Source organism: Enterococcus ureilyticus, assembly GCF_001730315.1.
GTDB lineage: Bacteria > Bacillota > Bacilli > Lactobacillales > Enterococcaceae > Enterococcus_L > Enterococcus_L ureilyticus.
In genome coordinates this window covers 150,543-176,441 of sequence record NZ_MIKC01000034.1, presented here as the reverse complement: position 1 = coordinate 176,441, position 25,899 = coordinate 150,543, and the positions used below count along the sequence as shown (strand labels likewise).

The window sequence follows — 25,899 nt, the reverse complement described above, 5'->3', positions numbered from 1 at the left end:
TGTCTCAGGAATTGGGTGATTCTCTAGTATGGTAACTTCGCTCACTTCGTTCGCCAAGTATTGTTCATCATCCACTCTGGCAGAGCCAATCGGGGTGATTCACAACAAAAAATCGCCCTTGTATAAATACAAGGGCGAGTGAATAGACACACGCGGTACCACCTAAGTTCGAAAGATTGCTCTTTCCTCTAACGATTAACGCTCGTAACGGAACGGCTTTTCCTCCGTTCATCTCCAGAATGTCTTTCGATCTCTCTAACGAAGTTGCTTTCAGCCAAGGCAACTTTCTCTTCTACGATCAGTTTGAAATCTACTCGTTCTTTCATCGATTTTTTTATAGTATCTATAAATTACTAAAGAATGGAAATAAAGTCAAGTAGAATTTCAATTAGCTTTACAATAGCTCTCGTAAAGAGCTAACAATTGTGATTACTTATGGTTCAATGATTCCCAAACATTCAACGCATCCCGCATTCCTTTAACCTGATGAACTCGAACAATTTCCACACCTTTATTTGCAGCAAATAATGAAGCTGTAATTGAACCAAAATCACGTGCCAATGGGTCAGATTCATTTGTTAAAGTTGCTATCGTTCTTTTTCTTGATACGCCATACAGTAAAGGATAATCTATGTAACGAAAAGCTTCAGGATCTTTTAGAATGTCTATATTTTCTGCTTGTGTTTTTCCAAACCCAATACCAGGATCAAAACAAATCCGTGTTGAAGCAATCCTAGCTTTGTGACAAAGTTCTATTTTTTCCTGATAAAATTGTTGGATATCTTCAACTACCGATAATTCGGTCCGTCTTTTACGTGAATGCATGATCACTAAGCCACTATCAGGATACTTTTGTGCCACTTCGATCATTCCATTTGTATCCAAACCTTTGATATCATTGATGATGTTGGCACCTGTTGCTAATGCTGCATCTGCAACTTCTGGAAAATAGGTATCGATCGAAATAGGTTTATCCGTCCTGTTTCTGATGGCTTCTACTATAGGCAAGATTCTTTCTTTTTCTTCTTTAGCTGAAATTTCTTGATAGTTTGGTCGTGTAGATTGTCCCCCGATATCGATAATGTCAACGTTTGCTGCCAGCATCTCTTCGCAATGGGCGATTGCTTTATCTAACTCATTAAAATGCCCACCATCTGAAAATGAATCGGGGGTCACATTTAAAATTCCCATGATTTGAGTGGCATTTTTAGTAAAGTATCCCTCTTCCGTCATCTTTGTTGCTCCTTTAATTGTTCGATCATTTGCTTCAATGCCGACACTCTTGGACTGAAATCATTTCGTTCTTCTTTTGGTAATTGAGCGAGGGTTTTATGTTTTTTCGGTAAATAGAAAATTTTGTCAAAACCATAGCCCATTTCCCCTATTTCTCTTGTTGTCAGTTCACCTGTCAGCTCTTGTCCTGAAATAAGGTACTCTCCATCTGGCCAAGCATAAACTAATACGGCATGCAGACTAATTGTTCGATTTAACGATCGTTGTCCTTCAAATAGCTCAAAAAGCTGATGATTTTTTTCTGAATCGGTCATGCCAGTTTCAAAAAAGCGCGCTGTCTCAACGCCTAACAGAGTAGGAAAAGCTTTGATTTCCAAACCACCATCGTCTGCCAATACTGGTTTCCCAACAATTTTTGCATAAAATCGAGCCTTGAGTAATGCATTTTCAGCATACGTTTTGCCCGTTTCGGCTATCTCATACTCTTTATTTGTATCGTTGGCATATGGAACAAATGTAATTTGATCCTTGAGATAAGCAGACTGCATTTCTTGTAGTTTTCCTTGATTATTCGTACCTACAATAATCTCCATTTCTGTCATCCTTTATGCCTCGATTGCTCTTAAAAAATCATCTTTACATTCCCGATCTGTTTTAAAAACCCCTTGATAATGAAATGTTTTCGTTAAACTGTTTGGTGATTTTACGCCACGCATCGTCATACACATATGTTCTGCCTCGATTGCCACGGCTACACCTTTAACCGGTACATGTTCAACCAGTTTATTTGCAATCATAATGGTTAAATCTTCCTGAACGCTAGGACGTTTGGCACAATACTCTACTAAACGTGGCAACTTGCTTAAGCCTAACACTTTGCGTTCATCAGGAATATAGGCCACATGGGCTTTTCCATAAAATGGCAATAAGTGATGCTCACACATAGAATAAAATTGAATATCTTTGACCAAAACCATATCCTCTTCATTCAAACTATCAAAAAGTGCATAATCATCAAATTCTGGCGCTCTCAATGAAGAAAATACTTCGTTATACATCTTAGCTACCCGTGTTGGTGTATCTTTAACTCCCGCTCGTTCTGGGTCTTCGCCAATTGCACGCAGAATTTGTTTTACTGCCTGCTCGATCATCGCTAGTTGTTTTTCGTCCATCTTCCTACCAACTTTCTTTACTAAGCCAAACTTCGGCTTGATTCCCTGTACTTGTGATCCAAGCATCGAAAGATTTCCCTTGAAATGCAGCTTCAGGATAGACCTCTTTTAATGGGACCAATACAAAAGAGCGTTTAAGCATTTCTTTATGTGGAATTGTCAAACGTTCTGTTGCTATTTTTTCATCATTCATCAACAAAATATCAATATCTAAGGTTCTTGGGCCCCAATGAATCAATCGTTCACGACCTAGTTTCTTTTCAATCGCTTGTGTTTTATCTAATAATTGCAGAGGTTCACATGTTGTCTTGATTTGAATCACGGCGTTATAATAATTTTCTTGCGGAACATCCCCATATGGTAATGTTTCATACAATTTTGATTTTTTCAAAACTTGAATATCCTCATCTTGATTGAGTAACTCAATTGCTTCTTGTAATGTCCTAAGACGATCTCCCAAATTACTCCCCAATGCTAAATAACCGATTGTCATACGAAGTCTCTTTCCATTTCGATTTCGATATTATCAAATACTCCAGGCATTGGTACACTATATTTTCTCACACGAACAAGAGCACTTTCTAACTTTTTGCCATGTTCTGTTTCAATATCATCCAAGATAGCTGAAGCGACAGCTTCTATTAAGTTGTAAGAATGAGTGGTTAAACGCTTAGCAATTTGATCATTCACTTCCGCATAACTAACGGTGTCATTGACATCATCCGTCTTACCAGCCTGATCTAACGGCAATCTTAATTCGATATCAACTTCTAATTGTTGTCCTAAAATTCGTTCTTCTGGTAAAACACCATTTTTAGTGTAAAACTTCATATTATTGATTCTAATTTTTCCCAATTTGCTTCCATCCTCCAACTATTTACTCACTGATACATTCAGTTGCAACTATTATACTATAGAAAATCAAGAAATCTTTAGCTTTCTGTTTTTTGAGACATTTTGTTACAAAAATTCTAGCCATAAGTGGAATAACTTTCTTCTTTCGTTTTAATGAACTACACTAATTATAGAAAGTCAGGAGGAATCATCATGACAAAAAACGTACGAATTGGTAAAACGGAAGTTTATTCAACCCCAATCGGTTTAGGAACAAATGCTGTCGGCGGTCATAATTTGTTTCCAAACTTAAACGATGATACTGGAAAAGAAATCGTCCGAGTTGCTTTAACAAACGGTATCACATTATTGGATACTGCCTTTGCATACGGAATGGGGCGTTCAGAAGAGTTGATTGGTGAGGTGTTAAAAGATTTTGACCGTGATCAAGTAGTGATTGCTACAAAAGCTGCACATGATCCAGCTAACGGGGGTGCCTTTAATAATACACCCGAGTTTTTGACACACTCTGTCGACGAAGCATTAAGACGTTTGCAAACAGACTATATCGATATTTTTTACATTCATTTTCCAGATGAAGCGACGCCTAAAAATGAAGCTGTGGCTGCTTTGCAAAAGCTAAAGGAAGCTGGTAAAATCAAAGCGATTGGCGTTTCTAATTTTAGCTTGGCACAAATTAAAGAAGCAAATCAAGAGGGCTATGTCGATATTGTCGAAGATGAATATAGCTTGATCCATCGTGAAGCAGAAATCGAATTATTCCCTTATTTAAAAGAAAATCAGATTTCTTTTGTGCCCTATTTTCCGTTGGCTTCTGGCTTATTAACTGGAAAATATGAACAAGGTGTAATTTTTCCACCTGAAGATTTACGCAGTAAAAAACCAGACTTTCAAGGGGAACGTTTTAAAACAATTATCGATAAAGTTAGCCAACTTAAATTGATTGCGGCCGATTATAACACCAGTGTTGCAGCGATTGTACTTGCTTGGTACATCAAGAATCCTTTTGTGGATGTTGTGATTCCTGGTGCTAAAAAAACAGAACAAGTAAGGAATAATGTAAAAGCTTTGACTGTACATTTGACAGCAGAGGATTATCAACGAATCGATAGCTTGTTTAGTTGATAAAAAAGTAGCTTCTTCTCATTGAAGAAACCATTTGCTAAAATATATACATTAAGAAATCTTATGAGTAAAGAGGTTGGGGCAGGAGTGTTTAATCCCAAGAAATAAGAAGCCTTCAAATCTTAGTGCTTTAGCACTTAGAATTTGATGTGATCGAAGCGTAGTGATTGCTTCTGTTCCCACCGTTTATACGGATTCCTTGAGTCTGAGAGATAACTCGTAGATTCATGTCCCAGACTCTTTCAAAAACAAAAAATACTGAAAATAACGCTAAGACCCAAGAAAGAGTCTGCTCATTATTCTCAGTATTTTTATTGATCTTATGACTAGATCTCTAAAAGATTTGTTAGTGCTATCAGTGCTTCAGAAATTGCTTCAAGCAGTTGCATCGCTTCATTTTCATATATTTTCTTAGCCGATATCGTCAAAATTACTTCCTCCGCTAAGATGCCATAATAAAGACCAAACCCAGTCTCATTGACTGGTCCAAAGCTAAAGGACTCTAATATATCATAAGGAAGCCCAGTAGTTGATATAAAGTCATCCCCTAAGATGGTCAATGCGTCTGTTAAAAAGGAATTCGGTCCTTCCTCTCCATTAAGCGCCATATTTTGAAGACCAAATAGATGACGTTCGACTCCTTGGCCATTTTGACATTGACTGATTCGAGCAGAGTGAGCACTAGCAGCTTCTAAGAATAAGGCTAGAGATTCTTCCTTAGAAATTGGCTCACTTCTATTAGAAAAAGCTTCTACAAACTGCTTTTTCTCTTGGCTAATCGAACGGGCAGACTCTGTTCGTCCTTCATAATACATCCGCATCGCAACAGGTTCATAAACAGATCTTAACTGTCCAAAAACATTCTGCTGTGCTAGTGCTAACGCGATATGAAAAAAAGCATCTGGACTCACTTGCGCTTTTTTCATTCGCTCTTTACCAACAGCTGAAACAACTTGATGTTTGATAGTATACGAGTTATTGTCGATTTCTGCTAGGCTTCTTGCTTCTTCCAGAATATCAATCATTGAATCAGCCAGTGTCCATTCCAGTTTTTTGACTAAATCAGAAGAACTCTTTTCAGTTGTTTCTTGTATCTGAGTATTGAAAGATTCAAAAATTTTAGTAAATAGATTCAACGCTGGTACGCCATCGATCGCCGTATGCTCCATGTTAAAGCCAATATATCCATTTTTTGTGATCACAGCCTGTGTTGTTTTTGATAAAAATTGATGGCTTGTATTTAATAAAACTTCAGCAATTCGATCTTCTGTTGTTTCATCGTTTCCACTTGAAAAACTTAAAATAAATAAGGCGTCTTCGATTTGTTGTAGACTCTGTTTAGTTGACTCTTCTTTGATTAACTGTTGATAAATAAATGATGAGCGCGCTCTTTCAACACCTGTTAGATATGAAATGAGTTCCTCTCCATGTGTAGAGTCCTGCTCAAGAGCTAAGAGATACGTCAAATTTTCTTGCAATTGTTTTAAAGAATACCGTTCACCTAGTGAATTTGTAACATCTAAACGGAAATAGAGATCGTTTACAAAAATCACAATATAATTTTCTGGTGTCTGTGTTTCTTTTTTATGAAAGGAATCTTGATTTTTTCCAGGTATTCTGCAGCTTTTGAAAAAATTCGAATAAAAAGACATGTCGACATTTTGCTGCTTGTTTGTATATTCGATTGGATAGGTTCCTTCAGCTAAATTAAGATAAATGGTACTCATTTGATATATAAGCTGAGCGGCTCGGGCTTCTTTAGAGTTAATGTGCTCATAGTAGCGCTCTGCTATAATCAATGCAAAATTTGATTCACTTTGTAAATAACCCCGGCTTTTTAAATAGCTTTTTTCCCAAGCAGGTGCTAACCAACTTCCTGCTCCTTTGTTCGCATGATCAACTAATTTCTTTTGCAATACTAGCCCCTCAGAAGTACTAAATGTTGAAGCTTTTTCCTGAAAATCATGTAATACTTCTGTCGTCAGTAACGGACTCACCCAGTCACTTAAACGAGCTATCGTTTCACGTAATGCCGGCACAGGTAACTTTTTCAATTTTGGTAATAATTCTTCTTGATATTTTTTCATCTTACACCTCAACGTTCACTTTATAGTTCATTATACCAAGCATTTACTACGAATATACCTTTTTTGAAGAACTTATTAAAAAAAGAGGGTGTGATTAAAAGTCGTTTAGGCTCGAGCGATTGGACTAAAAACCGCACAATGCATAAAGCGCATTGTACGGTTTTTAGGATATTGCCGAAGAGCCTGACTTTTTCACACCGTTTTCTCGGATTCACAGTGACATAAATAAAGCGCAAAGAGCTTCATCTCAGTCATTTTTTTGTTTATTTATCTTTGGTATCAATCATAATAGTTACTGGTCCATCATTAGTCAATGACACGGCCATATCAGCACCGAATTCTCCAGTTTCAATGGGAATATCTAGCTCTTTAAACTGCTTGTTGAAAAGCTCATACAAAGGAATCGCCCTCTCAGGTCGAGCAGCTTCTATAAAACTAGGTCGGTTCCCTTTTTTGGTATCTGCATATAATGTAAATTGAGAAACACTCAAAATACTCCCTTGAACTTCTTGAATACTTAAATTCATTTTGCCCGCTTCATCTTCAAAGACGCGAAGCTTACTGATTTTACGGACTAAATAAGCTACATCTTCTGCGCTATCTGATTCATGGATGCCGAGTAAAATCATAAACCCTTGATTGATTTTCCCAACACTTTTTTGATCGATTGTAACTTCTGCTTGAGTCACTCGCTGGATAACTGCTCTCATACTTGCTACCTCCTAGCCATTGGTTCGACGAACATTATAAACATCCGGTATATTCTTTATTTTATCTACGATTGTTTTTAAATGGGCTAGATTTTGGATTTTTACTGTTACATGGATCATGGCCATTTTATTTTTCGTCGGCTTCGCTTCCACGCTGACTAAATTTTTAGTCATTGAACTAATGACTTGTAGGACATCATTCAATAAACCACTACGATTATAGCCATAAATTTCTAAATCAGCATCGTATTCTTTATTCGTGTTATCCGTATCTTCCCATTCGACTTCAATCAATCGTTGGGCAAGTTCTTCTTGATGCTGCACATTTGGACAATCTGCTCTATGAATGGACACACCGCGTCCTTTCGTAATGTATCCAACAATTTCATCTCCAGGTACAGGATTACAGCAACGGCTGATGCGAATAAGCAAGTTTTCAACGCCTTGAATCACAATCCCGCCTTCATGACGAACTTTCATTTTATCTGATTCTTTTTTGACTGGTTGCGTCATCAATTCTTCAGCTTCTTGTTTTTGGCGTTCAATTTCTTGTTCTTTACGCTCCTTTTCAGTTAAGCGATTAAAGACCACTTGAGCGCTGATTTCACCATAACCAACAGCCGCATATAGATCGTCTTCTGTTTGAAAATTAAAACGCTCCAGCGCTTCTGCCATTTTAGCTTTACTTAAAAATTCCTTTGGTGTAAATCCATGTTCGATCAGGTATTTACTGATTGCATCATGTCCTTTGATGATATTAACTTCGCGATCTTGGACCTTGAAAAATCGTTTGATTTTATTACGCGCTTTACTTGTCGCAACCATTTTCAACCAGTCACGACTTGGTCCAAAGGAGTTTGGTGAGGTCAAAACTTCAATGATATCGCCATTTTTTAGTGTATAATCCAACTGAACCATTTTCCCATTGACCTTGGCACCTGTTGTTTTATTGCCAATTTCAGTATGCACACTGTACGCAAAATCAAGTGGTCCAGAGCCTTTAGGCAATTCCGTTACTTCGCCAGTTGGCGTAAATACATACACTTTATCGCTAAAAATATCCCCTTTAACACTTTCCATAAATTCAGAAGCATCATAGCTTTCATCTTGTAATTCAAGAATTTCACGGAACCAACTTAATTGCTTATTATCCGTGTCTTCATCGACTTTTTCAGTTTTCCCTTCTTTATAAGCCCAATGAGCAGCAACCCCAAATTCTGCAATTTGATGCATTTCATGAGTTCTGATTTGAACTTCTACAGGATTACCTTTGGGTCCGATAACGGTTGTATGAATGGATTGATACATGTTTGCCTTGGGCATTGCAATATAATCCTTAAAACGTCCTGGCATCGGTGTCCATTTTGTATGAATCGCACCTAAAACAGCATAACAATCTTTGATTGAATCAACGATTACACGAATCGCCAACAAATCATAAATTTCATTGAATTGCTTTTTTTGATCTTTCATTTTGCGGTAAATGGAATAAATATGTTTGGGACGACCGTAGATTTCAGCGTATATATCTAAATCTTCCGTTGCTAGGCGGATATCTTCAACAGCTTCTTCCACATACGCTTCACGTTCATCTCGTTTACTTTGCATTAAATTAACGATACGGTAATATTGATTTGGGTTGATATAGCGCAAGGCTGTATCTTCTAATTCCCATTTGATACGGCTAATCCCTAAACGATGTGCGAGCGGAGCATAGATTTCAATTGTTTCTTGAGCAATTCTGCGTTGCTTATCTTCTCGTAAATGCTTTAATGTCCGCATGTTATGCAGACGATCGGCTAATTTGACCATAATCACGCGTAAATCTTGAGCCATTGCTAATAACATTTTTCGGTGATTTTCAGCCAGTTGTTCTTCATGAGATTTATATTTTATTTTTCCAAGTTTGGTCACACCGTCCACTAACATTGCAACATCAGCACCAAATTCAGTTGCTAAATCCTCAAGCGTGACGTCTGTATCTTCTACCACATCGTGTAAAAATCCTGTGGCAACTGTATGTGGGTCCATCCGTAGTTCTGCTAAAATTCCAGCAACTTGGATTGGGTGGATAAAATAAGGCTCACCTGACTGTCTAACTTGACCATCATGTGCTTTCTCAGCATAATCACAGGCTTTTTGAACAAAAGCAACATGCTGGGGCGCCATGTATTTTGACACGAGCTTCATAACTCCAGGGCCCGTCATAATTTCCTCTTTTGGCATGTTTCTCACTCCTTTTACTTTTTGGTCCGTTATCCGCTATCTCTACGTCAGCTTCGCTTCCTAGAATAGTGGTACTCCTTTTACTTTTTGGTCCGTTATCCGCTATCTCTACGTCAGCTTCGCTTCCTAGAATAGTGGTACTCCTTTTACTTTTTGGTCCGTTATCCGCTATCTCTACGTCAGCTTCGCTTCCTAGAATAGTGGTACTCCTTTTACTTTTTGGTCCGTTATCCGCTATCTCTATGTCAGCTTCGCTTCCTAGAATAGTGGTACTCCTTTTAGTTATGTACCAACATCCCTCTATATATGTATATGATCGATCGTTCAAAAAAAGAAAAGCACCACTTGAAACAGTAGCACTTCCAACAACTTTTATTATACTAACATTTTTCTATATTTTCAATTCCTCGCGTTTTAATTCCATTTAGAAATCAATGGCAATATCTCACGGCCATTACTGATACCAATATATGAAGCTCCAGCTTGAAAAAGTAACTCAATTTCAAGCAACGTTGGTGCTTTGACATTTACTTGAAACGTCATCTGCTTTTTACGACCTGTTCTAAAAATACTCATATCATAGATCGCTTGTTCCATCGTCAAATTCAAGCCTAAAGAAATAGCACTGACATTTACCTCTGCGATATCCATCGCCAATACTTGCTTTTGACCATCTGTTAATTGCCGACTATCTAAAAAGAAACCTAGAGCATTTCGTCCAAAAGACAATTGTTCTAATGCTTGATAACTTTCATTCCCATATCTTTCTAGCTGTTCAGGTGCCATCGTCACAAAAACATCTGAAGCACCTTCTCTATATAATTGTCCTGTTTCAAAAGCTTTTTTTGCCAATGTTCCACCGCCTAAGGGAAAATCAACCAGACTACCGATTTGAATCTTGGTTCCTGTCAATAATTGTTTGGCTCTTGCAACATTATAAGGTAACACAAAAATAGATCGAACAGGAAATTCTTTTAAAAACAGAAGCTCATCTGTGAATTGTCGGTCTGTAAACGATGGATCCATTAACATAATTGAAAGTCTTTGTAACTCTAATTCCATAAACAACCCCCTATAATTTACATTAATTCAAAATGGTAACTAATTGCACCTAAGGCATATAATGGCGCTGTCTCCGCACGTAAAATTCGTGGCCCCAAACCGCAAAGAATCCCGCCATTTTCTTGAAATAAACTGACTTCGGCAGATGAAAACCCACCTTCTGGACCAAAAATAAACAAAAGCGATTGCCCAGTTTCTAGTTCAGAAAGTACTGTTGCAAAGCTGCTACGTTCACCGATCTTTGCAGATTCCTCATACGCAATCAACACTTTATCATAACGAGAAAAAACATCGATCAATGCTTGTTCTCTTTCTAATAATACGATATCCGGTGCAAACTGGCGATGAGATTGCTCAGCAGCCTCTGTGGCAATCTTCTTCAAGCGCTCAGTTTTTTTAACTCGCTTTTTTTGATCCCATTTTACAACCGATGTCTTAGCAGGAAAACCAATAAACTTGTGACTGCCAAGTTCTGTCCCTTTTTGAACGACCCATTCCAACTTATCACCTTTAGGATAGCCACAGGCAATCGTAACATCGATTGGCAACTCTTTTTCAGCAGTCTCTTTACTAAGCTCTTTCAAATAAACAGATGTTTCTGTGATTTCCGTGATTTCTGCAATGATCGCAGTATGATCATTAAACACTAAGAAAACTTGTTCTTCAGGTGTCATACGCATCACTCGTACGATATGATGGTAGTTTTCTCCACTGATCTGATAATGATCCTGCGCTGCATAAGGCTCCGTTAAAAAGTAACGCTGCATCTTACTCTTCCTCTGTTTTCTTTAATATCATTGCATACCAATCCCCTTGTTGGAAAATTTGATCTACAAGGAAACCTACGCTAGTCATTTTTTCTATAACCATTGCTTTTTTCTCCTGAATGATTCCTGAAACGATCAAAGTACCATCATTTTTCAATAAACGCCAAGCATCTTCGATCATCAACGTAATAATATCGGCTAAAATATTTGCCACGATCACGTCTGCTTCGACCGTTATCCCTTTCAGCAAGTCGTTTGCCGAGACTTGAACATCATTAGCAATTGGATTCATATTCATATTTTCTTTAGCAGCCGTCACTGCAACTTCATCTAAATCATAGGCATAGATTTCTTTAGCACCTAGATATTTACTCGCAATACTTAACACACCAGAACCTGTGCCAACATCAAGCAGTGTTTCACCACCACGTAAAACAGTTTCTAGGGCTTGTAAAGTCAAACGGGTTGTTGGATGGGTTCCAGTTCCAAAAGCCATACCTGGATCTAAGGTAATGATTTTTTCAAGCGCATCTTGCGCTTCATATTTCTCCCAGCTTGGAACGATTGTTAGAAACCGTGTCACACGAACTGGATGATAATATTTTTTCCAAGCAGTTGCCCAATCGCTTTCAGCTACTTCACTAACACTCACTTCATTTTTCCCAATAGCAAGACCAAACTCTGGTAAGCGGGTAATGCTCTCTTTGATAAAAGGTAAGATTTCCGGCAAAAAGGTCGTTTCGGGAAAATAGGCCATAACCAATGCACCTTCTTTAATGTGCGTAAATTGTTCTTTGTCTAGTAATTCACCATATAAATCACTTTGAAAATTTTCTACATCTAAAGCATCTTCTATCGCAACACCACTCGCTCCAGCTTCCATCATGATATTTGAGATTGCTTCAATTGCTTCACTAGCTGTTTCAACTTTTACTTCTATCCATTTCATATGATCACCTCTTTACTCTTTTTAATAGCTTGGGTACGCAATATAGGTATCGCTCTCTACTTTTTGATACTTTTTAACAGCTTCTTCAAATAATTCTTGTGACCATTTCAGCTCAAATACGGCTTGTCCCTCATCCGTTAAAAAGTCTAATAAATCACTTTGTCCTTCAGTTAAAACATCATTTAAGTAATCAATGAAACCATCTAACACAGACTGTTTGATTCCCTTTTTGCCCTCATAAGAAATAGTCGCTAGAAACTCTGCCTTATCTACAGAAGACTTTTCAGGATTATAAAACAAAATCCCATCTTCAAATTCAATGATTTCTTCTTCTGAAACCGTTCCTTGTGCATCATCGATCTGTTCATGTGCTGTATTTTCGGCAAATAATCGAAAAACAACTTCAATTGTATGGTTTTTAGCGTTCCAATCAAGAGCTACATCATATTCCATGATTTTTCTGGTTATTTGTTGGTCTAAATAAGTTAACATTGTTGCTTTTTTCATTTATTTTCTTCCTTCCAGCCAAAGGCCTTTTGATCAATATCACTTCTTTTTTGTTTGGATATATAAGGATTTCCTGAAACAATATACCTTAATGGTAATTCTGTCCAAATACCTTTATTGGGAATACCGATTCGAGGAAGTGGAATGATTTTTTTTGGTGTTTTTCTTTTTTCTGGTACTAATCGTAATGGACTATCAAAAATTGATTGTCCATATAACGCTTGATTAATTCCTAAAGCTGATACCAGCTTACCTGGCCCGTTAGATAATTCGATGTCTTGACGACCATTGCGGTTTTCTACCATTTTTTCGATTCCCTCAATGGGTTCAATTGCACGAATCATAACTCCTTGGGGTGTGCCTTTTTCTTGAGTCACCATATTTAAAATCAAATGTGTGTGCATCGTATATAAATAAATCGTTCCGGGTTTATCGTACATCGCTTTTAGACGTGGTGTATTGCGCAAGCCAAAACTATGAGCAGCCTCATCTTCTGGTCCTAAATAAGCTTCGGTATCAACGATATAGCCTGCAAGTATCCCCGATTCTGTTTCGTGTTCTAAATACATACCTAACAAAAACTGAGCAATTTCTTCAGTTGTTTTTGTCTTAAAAAAATTTATTGTCTCATTCATTATTTTTCACCACTTTCTATAATACACGAATCAAAGCCTATTATCCATTGAAATAACAAATGAACCGTACAAAAAACAGCCGTTTAATCAATGAATTTCCCTATCAAACTCAGCGAGATACAAACATACGTTCTTTATGGTATAATAGATAAGATAAAGAAAAAAGGAGGGCCAACGATGCAAAAACCATTAGCCTATCGTATGCGGCCACGTAATTTAGATGAAGTCGTTGGACAACAACATTTAGTAGGACCAGGAAAAATTATCCGTCGAATGGTCGAAGCTCGTATGCTTTCATCCATGATTTTATATGGTCCGCCAGGAACTGGTAAAACGAGTATTGCTAGTGCCATTGCGGGTTCTACAAATTACGCTTTTCGATTGTTAAATGCAGCAACTGATACGAAAAAAGATTTGCAGATTGTTGCAGAAGAAGCAAAAATGAGTGGGACTGTAATCTTACTCCTAGATGAAGTTCATCGCTTGGATAAGACAAAACAGGATTTTCTACTACCTCATCTTGAGAGTGGTCGAATCATTATGATCGGGGCAACAACTGAAAATCCTTACATTACGATCAATCCAGCTATTCGAAGCCGATCTCAAATTTTTGAAGTCAAACCATTAACGGAAACGGATATTCAAAAAGCAATCAAAGAAGCTTTAACTGACAACGAGCGTGGGTTAGGAGAATTTCCAGTTGTCTTGGAAGAAAAAGCTCTGCAGCACTTATCCCGTGCAACTAATGGTGATTTACGTAGTGCCTTAAATGGATTAGAGCTAGCGGTCAAATCCACTCCTGAAAATCAAGAAAAAAAAATTGAAATCACTCTTTCGATTATTGAAGAATGCGTTCAGCGTAAAGCCTTGACTCATGATAAAAACGGTGATGCTCATTATGATGTGATTTCGGCTTTTCAAAAATCGATTCGCGGTAGTGATGTAGACGCTGCGTTACATTATTTAGCTAGACTGGTTGAAGCTGGCGATTTACCAATTATTTGTCGTCGTTTAATGGTAATTGCTTATGAGGATATTGGATTAGGCAACCCACCGGCTGCAGCTCGCACGATCACAGCAGTTCAAGCCGCCGAAAAATTAGGTTTTCCTGAAGCGCGCATCCCCCTTGCCAGTGTGGTGATTGATTTGTGTCTATCTCCAAAATCAAATTCTGCTATTAGTGCAATCGATGCCGCCTTAGCCGATATTCGTGAAGGAAAAGCAGGTGATGTTCCTGACCACTTGCGTGATAGCCATTACTCTGGTGCCAAGGAGTTAAACCGAGGCATTGGCTATAAATACCCTCATAATTTTGAAAACGCTTGGGTCGATCAGCAATATCTTCCCGATAAAATAAAAAATGCTCATTATTATGAGCCCATTGATACGGGGAAATATGAACAAGCATTACATCAGCAGCATCAACGGATCCAAGAGTGGAAAAAAAACAAGAAAACGACAGAGTAATCCGCTTTCAAATTTAAGCACCCTCGTTGCTGTTTGCATGAGAATGTGCTATTATAAAGATGGTAAATCTGTGATGTACGCGTTGTCTTTTTTGTGTGTTGACCGAACATTTTATTGATATCTAGGGATCCTTCTGGTACCTAAGCTGGTAACATGCCTTTTCATTTGGTAGTTCGAAGCTGTCAGTCGTGGAACCCACCTGCTTTGTTTGCGGGTTCAATACTATAGGACGAATAACGGCATCAACGGATTTTACCATTTTTATTTGATTACCAAACAATTTGCGTAGTGCAAATTGTTTTTTATTTGATGGAGGTTCAATTCATGATTCAAGTACTTATTTTTGTATCTGTGGCATTGTTAGTTATTATCGGAATTTATTTATTAAAAAAAGCGACTGTCTTTTTACCATTGATGCATAATGGTGAACCTGACGAAAATAAACAGTTTTTACATCAGTTTGGTGTTTTTTATCTGATTTTAGCTGCCATTGGTGTCTTAGTTGGCATCTTTAACTTAACATTTTTTTCGTTATTCTATATTTTTAGCTTGCTTGTAATTTCAGCTGTATTCACTGTGATGTTCGCCAAGAAGATTCTATAAACGTATCTTCTTTTTTTATTTCCTTTTTTTACACTTTTGTTCTACAATTAAGGTATCAAGAACAATATATTTCTAATTGTTTGAAAAGGAGTGAGCATAATGTTACAAAATTATCGTAAAATCATGGTGGCTGTTGATGGATCATCCGAAGCTGAGTTAGCTTTTCAAAAAGCAATGAATGTTGCAATGAGAAATGATGCAGAGTTGCTTTTAGCACACGTCATTGATACACGAGCATTCCAATCTGTTTCTTCTTTTGATGGAGTCTTAGCCGAGCAAGCAACAGAGATGGCAAAACAGACACTTGAAGGTTACAAAAAGCAAGCAAAAGAACATGGTTGTGAAAAAGTAACTAGCCTCATTGAATATGGTTCTCCAAAACCTTTGATTGCAAAACAATTACCTCAAGATCATGAAGTGGATTTGATCATGTTAGGTGCAACTGGTCTGAACGCTGTGGAGCGGTTATTCATTGGTTCTGTTTCTGAATACGTTATCCGAAATGCAACTTGTGATGTATTAGTGGTAAGAACTGATTTAGCTAACAAAATCCCTATTCAACAAGATGAGGACAACTAATTTTGAACATAAAAAAGCAACCTGATTTTCTCAGGTTGCTTTTATTTATAATTATTTTCTCAAACGTTCAACATCACGAGCAATCATTAACTCTTCATCTGTTGGAATCAATAATACTTTAACTTTAGAATCCTCTGTAGAGATTACTGATTCTTTGCCACGAACATTGTTTTTCTCATCATCTAGTTCACAACCAAACCACGTCATACCTTTGATTACTTCACTACGAACATGAGCGTCATTTTCACCGATTCCAGCAGTGAAGACAATCGCATCTACACCGTTCAAAACAGTTACATAACTACCAATGTATTTACGGATACGATCTGTAAAGATATCGTAAGCGACTTGAACTGCTTCTTTGTCCATGTTTGCTTCTAAATCACGCATATCACTAGAGATACCCGTCAAACCGAGTAAACCTGATTGTTTATTTAGAATATTGATCATGTCTTTGATATCTGTTAGTTCAAGTTTTTCCATCAAGTAAGCTAACAATGAAGGATCGATATCACCAGAGCGAGTTCCCATCGTTACACCTGCAAGTGGTGTGAAGCCCATTGATGTATCAACCGATTTACCACCATCGACAGCAGTGATTGAGGCTCCATTACCTAAGTGACAAGTAATGATTTTCAATTCTTCAATCGGACGACCTAGCATTTCAGCTGCACGATCAGCTACATATTTGTGGCTTGTTCCATGTGCACCATATTTACGAGCGGCATATTTGTCATAGTATTCAGTTGGAATACTATATAAAAAGTTATGTTTCGGCATTGTCGTATGGAAAGCTGTATCAAAAACAGCAACGCTGATAATTTCTGGTAAGATTTTTTTGAATGCTTTGATTCCCATTGCATTTGCTGGATTGTGTAATGGTGCAAGATCTGCTAATTTTTCGATTTTTGCTAAAACTTCGGCATCAATAACAACTGAATCTTTGAAGTCTTCCCCACCGGCAACTACACGGTGTCCAACACCCGTAATTTCGTTATAAGAAGCTAGAATCTTCAACTCAGTTAATTTATCTAATAACATTTTTACAGCAACATCATGATCATTGATGTCAACGATTTCTTCATATTTTTCATCGTTGCCATATTTAATTGTAAAGATAGAATCATTTAAACCGATTCGTTCAACGATTCCTTTAGCGATTACTTCTTCATTCGGCATTTGATATAGTTGCCATTTTAAACTTGAACTTCCAGCATTGATTGCAATTGTTTTAGACATAATACTCTCCTCTTTAATCAGTTGTTTTTATTTTAAATTTGAAGACTTCCAAGCCTCAAATTGTTGAAAAAATTGTGTCACTTTTGCAGGATCTTTTAAGGAACCTAATTTTGCAACTAAAACTTCTTTTACTTGCGCACTATGTTCACCTTTATTTTGGACAAACAAAATACTTTTCCTTGATTGCACTGACTTGAACAACTCATCTGGCAATTGAATCATTCCTTGTAGATAAACATTTTTTTGCAGCCAATTTTTGAAAAAAGAACTTTGCTCTGTTTCTAGAATATCAGTTGGAATCAAGAACAATCCATATCCATCAGGTTTAACAAATTTCATCGCTTGTTCCAGCAATAAATGATGTGCGTAAGTATGGCCTTCATCTGCTGCTGAAGCAAATTCTTTGGCCTTTTCATCGTTTGGATAATAGCCGATCGGTAAATCACTAATAGCTACATCAACAGGATCAACAAGTAGGTCTTGTAACCCATCTTGATGGAATAGCTGTATTGCGGCTTTTGTCCATTCGTTGTTAGTAGCTGATACTGAAAGCAGCGTATCATCAATATCCACACCAAAACCTTGAACAGTATACTTCGCTATATTCAAGTTAAGGATTACCGTTAAAAGAAGATTTCCCATACCTGATGCTATGTCTAATATTTTTAGCGGTTTCTCTGGACTATATAACTGTTCGATCAAATAAACAAACAAAAACCCGATACTGTCTGGTGTTAATTGATGATTTGCCTGTAAGGATTCTACTTTATTCCCTTTAAGTAAAATCAACTGAGATAAACGCCTAATTTCTTCTGGTTCCAATTCTATTGCTTGTAGTTGTTGATAAATGGTTTTTAACCTTTGAACGGTTTGCTCATCTGGTACTCCATCTAAGACACGTACTTGAAAATTATCAATGATATTTTCACCATTTTCAGTATATGCATCCAAAAAAGAAGTATCTAAAGAACGTTTAAGCAATCCGATGGCTTGTTCCATTAACCCGAAAGCCTTTTCTATTTTCTCTGGGAACAAAAGAAACACCTCAATTTCCATCTAAAATATAACAATTTTCATACCTGTTCTATTTTAACGAAAAACCTAACAATAATCAATCAATTTCCTAATATTATTTGTAAATCCCTGAACTATTCTCATTTCCATAAAATTTATTAACTCATTCTAACGTATTTTCTTTTTAAAATGAATCTCTGTATCAGTTTTTTTCTATGTTAGTTTGATACACGTTTCACAAATAATTTATTCGTGTTATTTGTAGTACTTGATCTGTTATTTTTTGATTTGGGCTTTTTCAACTGCTTGATAGTTCATTTGGAATCTATATCTAGTTTGATTTAATTGAATAACAAAGTTAATTGTTTTTTGATCATATTCGTATTGTAATGTTCCTGATGAAAAATGTTGTTGACCTCTTTTTCCCAGTGGTTGTGTCTCTTGTCTAATATCAGTGAGAAACATGCTGACCATTGTTTTAGCGATGTAATAATCTTTGGTTTCTTGTGTAAATCGTTGCGTCAGTTGAAAGTCTTCCAGCACCAAGATGAAAATGAAACTGAATAAAAAGACAAGTAATAACGTTGTAAGCAAAATACCTCCTTTATATCTGTTACTCATGCTTATGTTCCTGAGTTATGATCCATTTTGCCGTTTGATTTAAATTATTTTCAAAACTTACTTTTATCACTATCGTTTTCCCCTCCTCATTAAAGGTTGCCGTTTTGACTTCCGTTAAAAGCGGCTGATATCCACCATTTTCCACTTTTACAATCTTTCCTAGCTTATATTCAATCCAAACAACATTTCCATTTTTTTTGTTTTTAAGGACAATTTTGTTCGTTTGCGTTTTTTCATAATAACAATTTACTAATTCATTTTCCAACTGAATCAAGAATATATGCCACTCTTTTTCGCGCTCACTTTTCAATTGTTTCGTAACTACCGCTACATTCTTAATGCATGCTGAAAAGAGCAGACAAATACTAGAGAGGATCAGCAGTGCAAGTAAACACTCTATCAGCGTGAAACCTAAATACTTATCATAGGAACTACTCCTTTTTAACGCTAACTGTCTCTTTTCCATCTGTAATCACCACTTCATTCAACTGATTATTTATTTCGTAAAAATGTACCTGATAGTTATCATTTTCTGAGCGTACTTTATAATTTTCGTAATGATTTACTTCTTCATATAAAACTCTATGAAGTTGCAACCTGTCTATGGCTTGTTTGTTTTTTTTAAATAAAAATGTATTCAATGAAAGATAGCTCCCAACAATCATGCACAATAAGCTCAGTGCAATCAAACTTTCAAATAAGATATAGGCCTTATAATTATTTAATTTTCTTAACATAGCGCCCACTCCCCAATTGAAATTGAAATTCAATTAATTGCTCTTTTTCGGACCATGAAAAAGAAAATTTTGATAAGTTCCCATTGTTACCTGAGCCTTTTTTGAAAATGATTTTTTGGGGTCCCGTAGCCCTTAAAACCGTTGGAATCTCTAATACTGTTTTCTCTGCTTTTCGTCCATCTCTAGGAATCAGAAAATTAAAAGACTGGTTTTGTTCATAAAATATGATCTGAGTATCAAGCCTATTTACAATCGCCATTTGTTGTGTAAACAATAGTCTCTTCTCAAAAGATGACAAAAATTGTTCAGCTGACAATACCTGCTTCCATTTTTTTATGGCGAGTGTTGGTAGTAATATAAATGTTATACAGATAGATAGTACCAGCAAAGATTCTATCAGCGTAAAACCTTTCATATTCTTCATGGTTACTTCTTATTCGCTTGGTACTTATCATATTGATCTTGCGTAATGTACTGTTCTTTTACTAGCTGCTCTACGGTTGGGATTTGATTTTTCTCCATAGTATAAAGATCGATTTGTGTCTCCACTATTTTTACAATTGCTTCATTCCCTTTTTTATCTACGCCCTCTTTGTGTTTAGATAGATTAGGAACAAACAACAAAATCAAAACCGAAATTATTAACAACACAACTAACATTTCTAAAAGAGTAAAACCAGCATAATTTATTCGTTCTTTTTTCTTTTTACTATTCATAAAAAGTCCTCCATTCCACCATAAATCGGCAACAACATTGCGGCATAAATACTAACGACTAGCAACGCAACAACTAAAAAAATAATCGGTTGAATCCATTGAATCATTTTTTCCATACGCTTAAAAAAACGTAGCCAACAAAGTTGGCTATACAAAATCAACTCTTTTCCAAGATTACCTTTGATCTGCCCTTGTTGAATAATCAAAGATAGTTCTGGAGAGAAGAAAGGAAATTTGGGCAATTGATCATAAAACGTGGTTCCTAGCATCGATTGTTCTTCGATCCGTTCAGCAAGTTCACTCATTAAGGACCTTTGATTGATCGTTTTCATTAAATAGATAACTGTTTTGATTTCCAAACCTTGAGAAAATAGCTTTCCCCACTCTAGCGCAAAAAAAGCGGAATTATATTCTTTATAGAAATTTCCTAAAAGTGGTAGTTTTGAAATAAATATAGCTCTTTGTAAAAATGTCCTCTTCTTCAAATAACAACTGATCAGTACAACTAGTGTTAGTATGATAAGTATCACTGTTAGTAAATAATAAGGACTTTGTTGGATAAATAGAATTCCTATATTATCTGCTCTGATTGTTCCATTTGCCATCAATTGTGGTAGCAAAATTTGACGAATGCTTGTCAAAACAACCATTAAAAATAAGAGCAACAGCACAGGATAGCTAATTACTTTATAAAAATTTTGTCGCTGTTTAGCAACAATTATCATGTGTTCTTTGATTTTGTATAATGTTCCTGTTAAATCTCCATGGGTTTGAGCAAATTCAATCTGAGTAATAACCGTCAACTGAAATCCTAATTGTACTAACCCACTTTGTAGAGAATCGCCTTGATGCATACCCTCGAGCAAGTCATCAATGATTAATCCAGAAACTGAACCAGATTTTTTCATAAACAATAAACTTTCTTGAATCGTAAATCCATTACCTAACAAGTCTGCAAGTAATTGAATAAACAACTGCTGTTGCTGATTGGATAATTTATTCTTCTTTTTCTGCATAAAATGTTTGATTATCAATAAATCCATATGCCCAAACCTTTCTTAATTCTTTCGACCATTTTGAAGTTGTCTCTCTAGAGAAGCTATAGTCAATAAGTAAGCCGCTGATTTCTTCATTAGTATTCGTTCTAAAAGGCAACAACCTTTGATAAATAATGCTGGCTACACATTCAGTAATCTCGCTTAACTGAATCCCTAGTTCAGCCAAACGTTCATATACACCACTAATACTCCTTGCATGAATCGTTGCAAACACAGTATGACCTGTAAGTGCAGCTCTGATTGCAGCTTGTGCAGTAAGTCCATCCCTAATTTCCCCGATGATCAAAATATCTGGTCGGTGACGTAAGCAAGCTTTGATCAGTACATCATAGGTCAAATCAATTTTAGTATTGGTCTGTAATTGTAAGAATGCCTCTTCTTCAATTTCTACTGGGTCTTCTATCGTGATCACTTGCTGAAATTGATCTGTTTCTTTTGCTAGCTTGTACATTAAGGTCGTTTTTCCAGATCCAACCGGTCCACAAAATAAATGAAGCCCCCGACGTTTAACTTGACTTCGGATAATTGTTAGTTGTTTCGGCAAAAAATAATTTTCGCGACTGTTTCCAAAAACATGTAAAAAGCGGATCACTAAACTTTCTCTTTGCCTAAAATCTCCTACTGTTGATAAGCGTAACCGGATTTCCTCTTGATTAATTTTATAAGTTACAGCACCAACTTGCGCTTTTCTTTTCTCACCAACGTCCATACTACCAATAAATTTGAAATGAAAAATCAACTTTTCCCCTTCACATGTATCTAACTCTTTAAAAATAACTTGGCGACTGCCTTTTCTTGTGAATATTCGGACTTTATCTTCAATCGGTAAAATATAGATGTCTTGAAGATATTCTGCCACACCCCACTCAATCAATTTCAAAGAAAGTTCTTTAATATCCATACTCTTCCCCCCTTAAAGTAATATACGCAATTAAATAAGAAAACAATGTAAAAAAACCTAAAACAAAACATCTTTGTTTTGTTTTAGGTTTCACCTCAGAAAAATTGAACTAAACCGATTTAAATATAGATCATTTAGAGTTCATTTGTTTAATCAAAATATATCTTACTTATATTCCGACTTTCTGAACTTAATTAATTGTTGTTAGATCCTTTATCTAACACTAGTTATGTTCATAAAAAAACCGTTCTGCTTCTGATTGTCATTTATTCTTAGCCTTAAAAACAAAAAATAAAGCCGTAAATGTTGAAAGAACAACACTTACAGCTTTATTAAGAGTTCTGATGCACTATCTTCCCCAAAATAGTTTATCGTTTTGATATATTCATTATACTAAAGAACTGACCAGAATAACTTTCAGAAATTGTTAATTTTATTAAAATTTTTGAGAAAAAGCCACTCTTAATCAAAAGCTTAGAAAATAGTATCGTTTAAATCTAATGACGAAGATCTAGTTAAAACCAATTACGCTAATAATTGCTTAATATTTTTATTAAGCTCTTAATATAAAGTAAGTATTTTCAAACAATAAAGCAAAATTATTTTTTCTTTAATCCTTTTATTTTTTGATTTAGCAGATACACTGGAATTCCTAACAAAGTGATTCCTATACCGATGCTTGCTAAAACTGTTTGTGTAAATAACGTAGTAATCAAAATGAATAATCCACCTAAAATAGCTACTGCAGGAATTACAGGATAAAACGGTACCTTATATGGACGTTTAAGCTCGGGTTCTTTTTTTCTTAAAATAAATACTGCCGAAAAAATCAATAGGCTAAACAACCACATCACAAAAACTAACATATCTGTTAACAAATCAAAACTACCTAAAAACATCATGACAGCCGCAATTAAAAATTGAAAAATCCCAGCAATATAAGGAACAACAAAGCGTTTCGATAATTTTTGAAATTGTTGACTGAATGGAATCATTTCCTCTAATGCCAATGCATAGGGAACGCGAATACCTGTCATAGTATAACCATTTAATGCTCCATAGACAGAAATCAAAATACCAATCGTTACTAACTTACCGCCCATCGATCCAAAAATTTGATTAGATGCTTCTGATGCTGCATTCAGATTACCAGAAAGTTGGTCGATCGATAACGTTTTAAGAAAAACAAAATTAATTAAAACATAGACGATCGTAATGAACGTCAAGCCTAAAAAAATCGCTTTAGGCAAATCCTTTTCTGGCTGCTTCATTTCCCCCGCTACTGCTCCAACGCCCAACCATCCATCATATGCAAACATAGTCGCCAATAAAGCTCCGCTAAGTGCATGAATAAAACCAACGTCTCCTCCAGTTCTTACAGGAAATAATGAAACTTCTACACTAGCTGGCATAAAAAGTCCCACCAACACAATCAAAGCAATTGGGATCATTTTAATCACCAAAGTAAACGATTGTAAATTCGCAGCCATTCTAGTCCCTAACAAGTTGACTAGTGTCACACTTAAGCCAGTACCGATAGCTATCGGTAATAACAAATTAGTAGATAAATGAAATAAGTGAATAAATTGTGTCCCAAAAATTATAGATAATGCCGCAATATTTGCAGGAAAATAAATAACACTTTGTGCCCACCCTAATAAAAAACCTGGAAGCTTTCCATAAGTGTACTCTATATATTTTACAGCCCCACCAGTTTTTGGAATCGCTGTTGCTAACTCAGCGCTAGTCAATCCAGCACACAAAGTCAATAGCCCTCCTAGTACCCAAGCAAAAACCGTTAGACTGGGCGATTTTGCAAAACTAACTACACTTGCTGTTTTAAAAAATACACCCGCCCCAATAACAGTCCCCATAACTGTTGAAAAGGCACCAAATAAAGAAATCTCCCGTTTTAATCTGTTCTCCCCCATGCTCAACCTCTTTCTCTTTTTTAAGTTATTTTTCTAGTATAGCTTTTCTATATTTTAATTCAAGTATTTTTATAAAATAAAAAAGTACAGAGAAGTCTAAAACTGACTTTCCCTGCACGATGTAATATCTTTACTATTTTTTATACTTGTCCATAATAAGCGCTTATACCATGTTTTCTAAAATAATGTTTATCTAAAAGATACTGTGGGATTGGTTGAACAGTCTTATTTACCATTTCTGTCATACAAGCCATCTCAGCTACTTCATCCAAAACCACACTGTTTTCTACTGCTTTTTGAGGTGTCTCCCCCCATGTAAATGGTCCATGTCCATACACCAATACTCCTGGCACAGCCAAAGGGTCAATACTTTTTTCTTTGAACGTTTCTATGATCACTTTGCCTGTTTCTAATTCATATGCAGAGGTTACTTCTTCTGATGTCAACTGCCGCGTACAAGGAATCCCACCATAAAAAGTATCAGCATGAGTCGTACCATACGCTGGGATTTCTCGACCAGACTGCGCCCACATTACAGCATGTTTTGAATGCGTGTGTACAACTGAATTAATTTCTTTAAATGCTTTATATAATTCAATGTGAGTTGCTAAATCAGAAGATGGTTTTAATCCTGCCTCCAACAAGTCACCATTTAAATTTGTCACCACCATATCACAAATTTTCATCTTGCTATAAGGGATTCCACTGGGTTTGATGACAATGACTCCAGCATCTCGATCGATCTCACTAACGTTTCCCCAAGTAAGTTTCACTAATCCAGAATCTGGTAATGCTAAGTTTGCGGTAAATACTCGTTCTTTCATCTCTTGTAGCAATCGTTTATTTAACACTAAAGCCCGCCTCCTTTAAATAAGGAAATAGAAACTCTTTTGCTTTTTCAATTTCATTCTCCGGTGTCTTACTATTTTCGCTCCACATTTCGATCAAAAAAGGACCACTGTAATCCAAACGTTTCAATGTCTTGAAACACCCTAAAAAATCAACACATCCCGTACCGAAAGGAACTTCTTTAAATTTCCCGCTGAAGTCTTCTGTTACTGCTAAAGTATCTTTTAAATGAATAGCTGTAATCTGATCAATCCCTTTTTCTAATTCATAGCCAACATCATTTTCTGGCCATGCTGATAAGTTTCCAATATCTGGATACACTTGCAAGTATGGTGAAGGAATCTGTTTTTTGATGTTTAAAAATTTAGAAATTGAACTCATAAAAGGATCATCCATGATTTCTACCGATAAAACGACTTCTTTTGCTGCTGCCATCGCTACCGCTTTCTTTAAATTTCTAATAAAATACTCCCTTGAATGCGCTGTTTTTGATTCATAATAAACATCATAGCCAGCTAATTGAATTGTACGTACTCCTAGATCCGATGCCAAATTGATTGCTTTTTCCATCAGCTCTAGCGCTTTTGTTCTTTTCACCTGTTCCTTAGAGCCGAAAGGATAGCGCCGATGCCCACTTAAACAGATCGATAATATTTTTATACCGGTTTCATGAATTGCTTCTCTTACTTCTTTACGCTCATCGTTTGACCAATCTAACCTTTTTAGACGTTCGTCTGTTTCATCGATTGACAGTTCAATAAAATCAAAGCCTAATTGCTTGGCAAGCAATAAGCGTTCTTTCCAACTACTATTTTTTGGGAGTGCTTTTTCGTAAATTCCTATTGTGGTCAACAG

At 36.2% G+C, this 25,899-nt stretch carries 28 protein-coding genes, 1 other RNA gene, 1 pseudogene and 1 other annotated feature; of the genes and pseudogenes, 5 read left to right on the top strand and 25 right to left on the bottom strand.

Going from position 1 to position 25,899, the window contains the following annotated elements:
• Positions 1 to 127: 127 nt before the first annotated feature.
• Positions 128 to 335, bottom strand: a binding site (T-box leader).
• 94 nt (positions 336 to 429) lie between these two features.
• Genes folP through folB form a run of 5 tightly spaced genes read right to left on the bottom strand, consistent with a single transcriptional unit; the run spans position 430 to position 3,260 of the window.
• Entirely contained in the window at positions 430 to 1,233 is an 804-nt protein-coding gene (gene folP, locus BCR24_RS11270; protein WP_069640621.1) for a dihydropteroate synthase, read from the bottom strand.
• Entirely contained in the window at positions 1,230 to 1,826 is a 597-nt protein-coding gene (locus BCR24_RS11265) for a non-canonical purine NTP pyrophosphatase (protein ID WP_069640670.1), read from the bottom strand. Before BCR24_RS11265 ends, folP begins: the two co-directional genes overlap by 4 nt.
• A gap of 12 nt (positions 1,827 to 1,838) precedes the next feature.
• Positions 1,839 to 2,405 (bottom strand): GTP cyclohydrolase I FolE, encoded by a 567-nt coding sequence (folE, locus tag BCR24_RS11260; protein WP_069640620.1) that lies wholly within the window; start codon positions 2,403 to 2,405, stop codon positions 1,839 to 1,841.
• 4 nt (positions 2,406 to 2,409) lie between these two features.
• Positions 2,410 to 2,898 (bottom strand): 2-amino-4-hydroxy-6-hydroxymethyldihydropteridine diphosphokinase, encoded by a 489-nt coding sequence (gene folK / locus BCR24_RS11255; RefSeq protein WP_069640619.1) that lies wholly within the window; start codon positions 2,896 to 2,898, stop codon positions 2,410 to 2,412.
• Positions 2,895 to 3,260, bottom strand: coding sequence for a dihydroneopterin aldolase (gene folB / locus BCR24_RS11250; protein ID WP_069640618.1), 366 nt, complete (start codon positions 3,258 to 3,260; stop codon positions 2,895 to 2,897). The genes folK and folB overlap by 4 nt, the downstream gene beginning before the upstream one ends.
• Before the next feature lie 192 nt (positions 3,261 to 3,452).
• Here folB and BCR24_RS11245 point away from each other — a divergent pair, with 192 nt between their 5' ends.
• Positions 3,453 to 4,385, top strand: coding sequence for an aldo/keto reductase (locus BCR24_RS11245; RefSeq protein WP_069640617.1), 933 nt, complete (start codon positions 3,453 to 3,455; stop codon positions 4,383 to 4,385).
• Positions 4,386 to 4,711: 326 nt separating this feature from the next.
• Here the strand turns inward: BCR24_RS11245 and BCR24_RS11240 are convergent, their stop codons facing one another.
• The 8 genes and pseudogenes from BCR24_RS11240 to BCR24_RS11205 form a co-directional block, all read right to left on the bottom strand.
• Positions 4,712 to 6,472: a choline/carnitine O-acyltransferase gene (locus tag BCR24_RS11240; protein WP_069640616.1), complete on the bottom strand. Its 1,761-nt coding sequence runs from the start codon at positions 6,470 to 6,472 to the stop codon at positions 4,712 to 4,714.
• A gap of 263 nt (positions 6,473 to 6,735) precedes the next feature.
• Entirely contained in the window at positions 6,736 to 7,182 is a 447-nt protein-coding gene (gene dtd / locus BCR24_RS11235; protein WP_069640615.1) for a D-aminoacyl-tRNA deacylase, read from the bottom strand.
• 12 nt (positions 7,183 to 7,194) lie between these two features.
• Positions 7,195 to 9,408, bottom strand: a complete 2,214-nt coding sequence (locus tag BCR24_RS11230) for a RelA/SpoT family protein (RefSeq protein WP_069640614.1) — start codon at positions 9,406 to 9,408, stop codon at positions 7,195 to 7,197.
• A 414-nt stretch (positions 9,409 to 9,822) separates the two neighbouring features.
• The gene (locus BCR24_RS11225) at positions 9,823 to 10,470 is read right to left on the bottom strand and encodes a beta/alpha barrel domain-containing protein (RefSeq protein WP_069640613.1); all 648 of its coding nucleotides are present in this window, start codon (positions 10,468 to 10,470) and stop codon (positions 9,823 to 9,825) included.
• A 17-nt stretch (positions 10,471 to 10,487) separates the two neighbouring features.
• Complete coding sequence (locus BCR24_RS11220) at positions 10,488 to 11,237, bottom strand: 16S rRNA (uracil(1498)-N(3))-methyltransferase (protein ID WP_069640612.1); 750 nt, start codon at positions 11,235 to 11,237, stop codon at positions 10,488 to 10,490.
• Position 11,238: 1 nt separating this feature from the next.
• Entirely contained in the window at positions 11,239 to 12,186 is a 948-nt protein-coding gene (gene prmA, locus BCR24_RS11215; protein WP_069640611.1) for a 50S ribosomal protein L11 methyltransferase, read from the bottom strand.
• 21 nt (positions 12,187 to 12,207) lie between these two features.
• On the bottom strand, positions 12,208 to 12,693 hold the full coding sequence (locus BCR24_RS11210) for a DUF3013 family protein (protein ID WP_069640610.1): 486 nt from the start codon (positions 12,691 to 12,693) through the stop codon (positions 12,208 to 12,210).
• A pseudogene (locus tag BCR24_RS11205) lies at positions 12,629 to 13,328 on the bottom strand (DNA-3-methyladenine glycosylase). The gene BCR24_RS11210 and the pseudogene BCR24_RS11205 overlap by 65 nt, the downstream one beginning before the upstream one ends.
• 177 nt (positions 13,329 to 13,505) lie before the next feature.
• Between BCR24_RS11205 and BCR24_RS11200 the strand changes: the two are divergent.
• The 4 genes from BCR24_RS11200 (at position 13,506) to BCR24_RS11185 (ending at position 15,977) form a co-directional block, all read left to right on the top strand.
• Positions 13,506 to 14,795, top strand: a complete 1,290-nt coding sequence (locus tag BCR24_RS11200) for a replication-associated recombination protein A (protein WP_069640608.1) — start codon at positions 13,506 to 13,508, stop codon at positions 14,793 to 14,795.
• Between the two features lie 62 nt (positions 14,796 to 14,857).
• A non-coding RNA gene (gene ssrS / locus BCR24_RS11195) (6S RNA) lies at positions 14,858 to 15,051 on the top strand.
• A 68-nt stretch (positions 15,052 to 15,119) separates the two neighbouring features.
• Entirely contained in the window at positions 15,120 to 15,398 is a 279-nt protein-coding gene (locus BCR24_RS11190; protein ID WP_069640669.1) for a hypothetical protein, read from the top strand.
• 99 nt (positions 15,399 to 15,497) lie between these two features.
• Positions 15,498 to 15,977, top strand: a complete 480-nt coding sequence (locus BCR24_RS11185) for a universal stress protein (RefSeq protein ID WP_069640607.1) — start codon at positions 15,498 to 15,500, stop codon at positions 15,975 to 15,977.
• 51 nt (positions 15,978 to 16,028) lie between these two features.
• On the opposite strand, the gene BCR24_RS11180 is transcribed toward BCR24_RS11185, so the two are convergent.
• From BCR24_RS11180 to BCR24_RS11125, 12 genes are all read right to left on the bottom strand, one after another.
• On the bottom strand, positions 16,029 to 17,216 hold the full coding sequence (locus BCR24_RS11180; protein WP_069640606.1) for an acetate kinase: 1,188 nt from the start codon (positions 17,214 to 17,216) through the stop codon (positions 16,029 to 16,031).
• A gap of 27 nt (positions 17,217 to 17,243) precedes the next feature.
• Positions 17,244 to 18,251, bottom strand: a complete 1,008-nt coding sequence (locus BCR24_RS11175; protein WP_069640605.1) for a class I SAM-dependent methyltransferase — start codon at positions 18,249 to 18,251, stop codon at positions 17,244 to 17,246.
• 255 nt (positions 18,252 to 18,506) lie between these two features.
• Positions 18,507 to 18,851, bottom strand: coding sequence for a competence type IV pilus minor pilin ComGG (comGG, locus tag BCR24_RS11170; protein ID WP_069640604.1), 345 nt, complete (start codon positions 18,849 to 18,851; stop codon positions 18,507 to 18,509).
• Positions 18,844 to 19,317 (bottom strand): competence type IV pilus minor pilin ComGF, encoded by a 474-nt coding sequence (gene comGF, locus BCR24_RS11165; protein WP_069640603.1) that lies wholly within the window; start codon positions 19,315 to 19,317, stop codon positions 18,844 to 18,846. The genes comGG and comGF overlap by 8 nt, the downstream gene beginning before the upstream one ends.
• Positions 19,283 to 19,588, bottom strand: coding sequence for a competence type IV pilus minor pilin ComGE (gene comGE, locus BCR24_RS11160; RefSeq protein ID WP_069640602.1), 306 nt, complete (start codon positions 19,586 to 19,588; stop codon positions 19,283 to 19,285). The genes comGF and comGE overlap by 35 nt, the downstream gene beginning before the upstream one ends.
• Complete coding sequence (comGD, locus tag BCR24_RS11155; protein ID WP_069640601.1) at positions 19,569 to 20,012, bottom strand: competence type IV pilus minor pilin ComGD; 444 nt, start codon at positions 20,010 to 20,012, stop codon at positions 19,569 to 19,571. Before comGD ends, comGE begins: the two co-directional genes overlap by 20 nt.
• A 2-nt stretch (positions 20,013 to 20,014) precedes the next feature.
• Positions 20,015 to 20,305 carry a competence type IV pilus major pilin ComGC gene (gene comGC / locus BCR24_RS11150; RefSeq protein ID WP_069640600.1) on the bottom strand — a complete coding sequence of 97 codons (291 nt, stop codon included), beginning with the start codon at positions 20,303 to 20,305 and terminating at the stop codon, positions 20,015 to 20,017.
• A complete protein-coding gene (gene comGB / locus BCR24_RS11145; RefSeq protein ID WP_069640599.1) occupies positions 20,302 to 21,348 on the bottom strand; it encodes a competence type IV pilus assembly protein ComGB in 1,047 nt (348 codons plus the stop codon). The genes comGC and comGB overlap by 4 nt, the downstream gene beginning before the upstream one ends.
• Positions 21,302 to 22,264 (bottom strand): competence type IV pilus ATPase ComGA, encoded by a 963-nt coding sequence (comGA, locus tag BCR24_RS11140; protein ID WP_069640598.1) that lies wholly within the window; start codon positions 22,262 to 22,264, stop codon positions 21,302 to 21,304. The genes comGB and comGA overlap by 47 nt, the downstream gene beginning before the upstream one ends.
• A gap of 599 nt (positions 22,265 to 22,863) precedes the next feature.
• Positions 22,864 to 24,195 carry an APC family permease gene (locus BCR24_RS11135; RefSeq protein ID WP_069640597.1) on the bottom strand — a complete coding sequence of 444 codons (1,332 nt, stop codon included), beginning with the start codon at positions 24,193 to 24,195 and terminating at the stop codon, positions 22,864 to 22,866.
• A 140-nt stretch (positions 24,196 to 24,335) separates the two neighbouring features.
• Entirely contained in the window at positions 24,336 to 25,046 is a 711-nt protein-coding gene (locus tag BCR24_RS11130) for an L-ribulose-5-phosphate 4-epimerase (RefSeq protein WP_100630376.1), read from the bottom strand.
• Positions 25,036 to 25,896, bottom strand: a complete 861-nt coding sequence (locus BCR24_RS11125; RefSeq protein WP_069640596.1) for an L-ribulose-5-phosphate 3-epimerase — start codon at positions 25,894 to 25,896, stop codon at positions 25,036 to 25,038. Before BCR24_RS11125 ends, BCR24_RS11130 begins: the two co-directional genes overlap by 11 nt.
• Between the last annotated feature and the right edge of the window lie 3 nt (positions 25,897 to 25,899).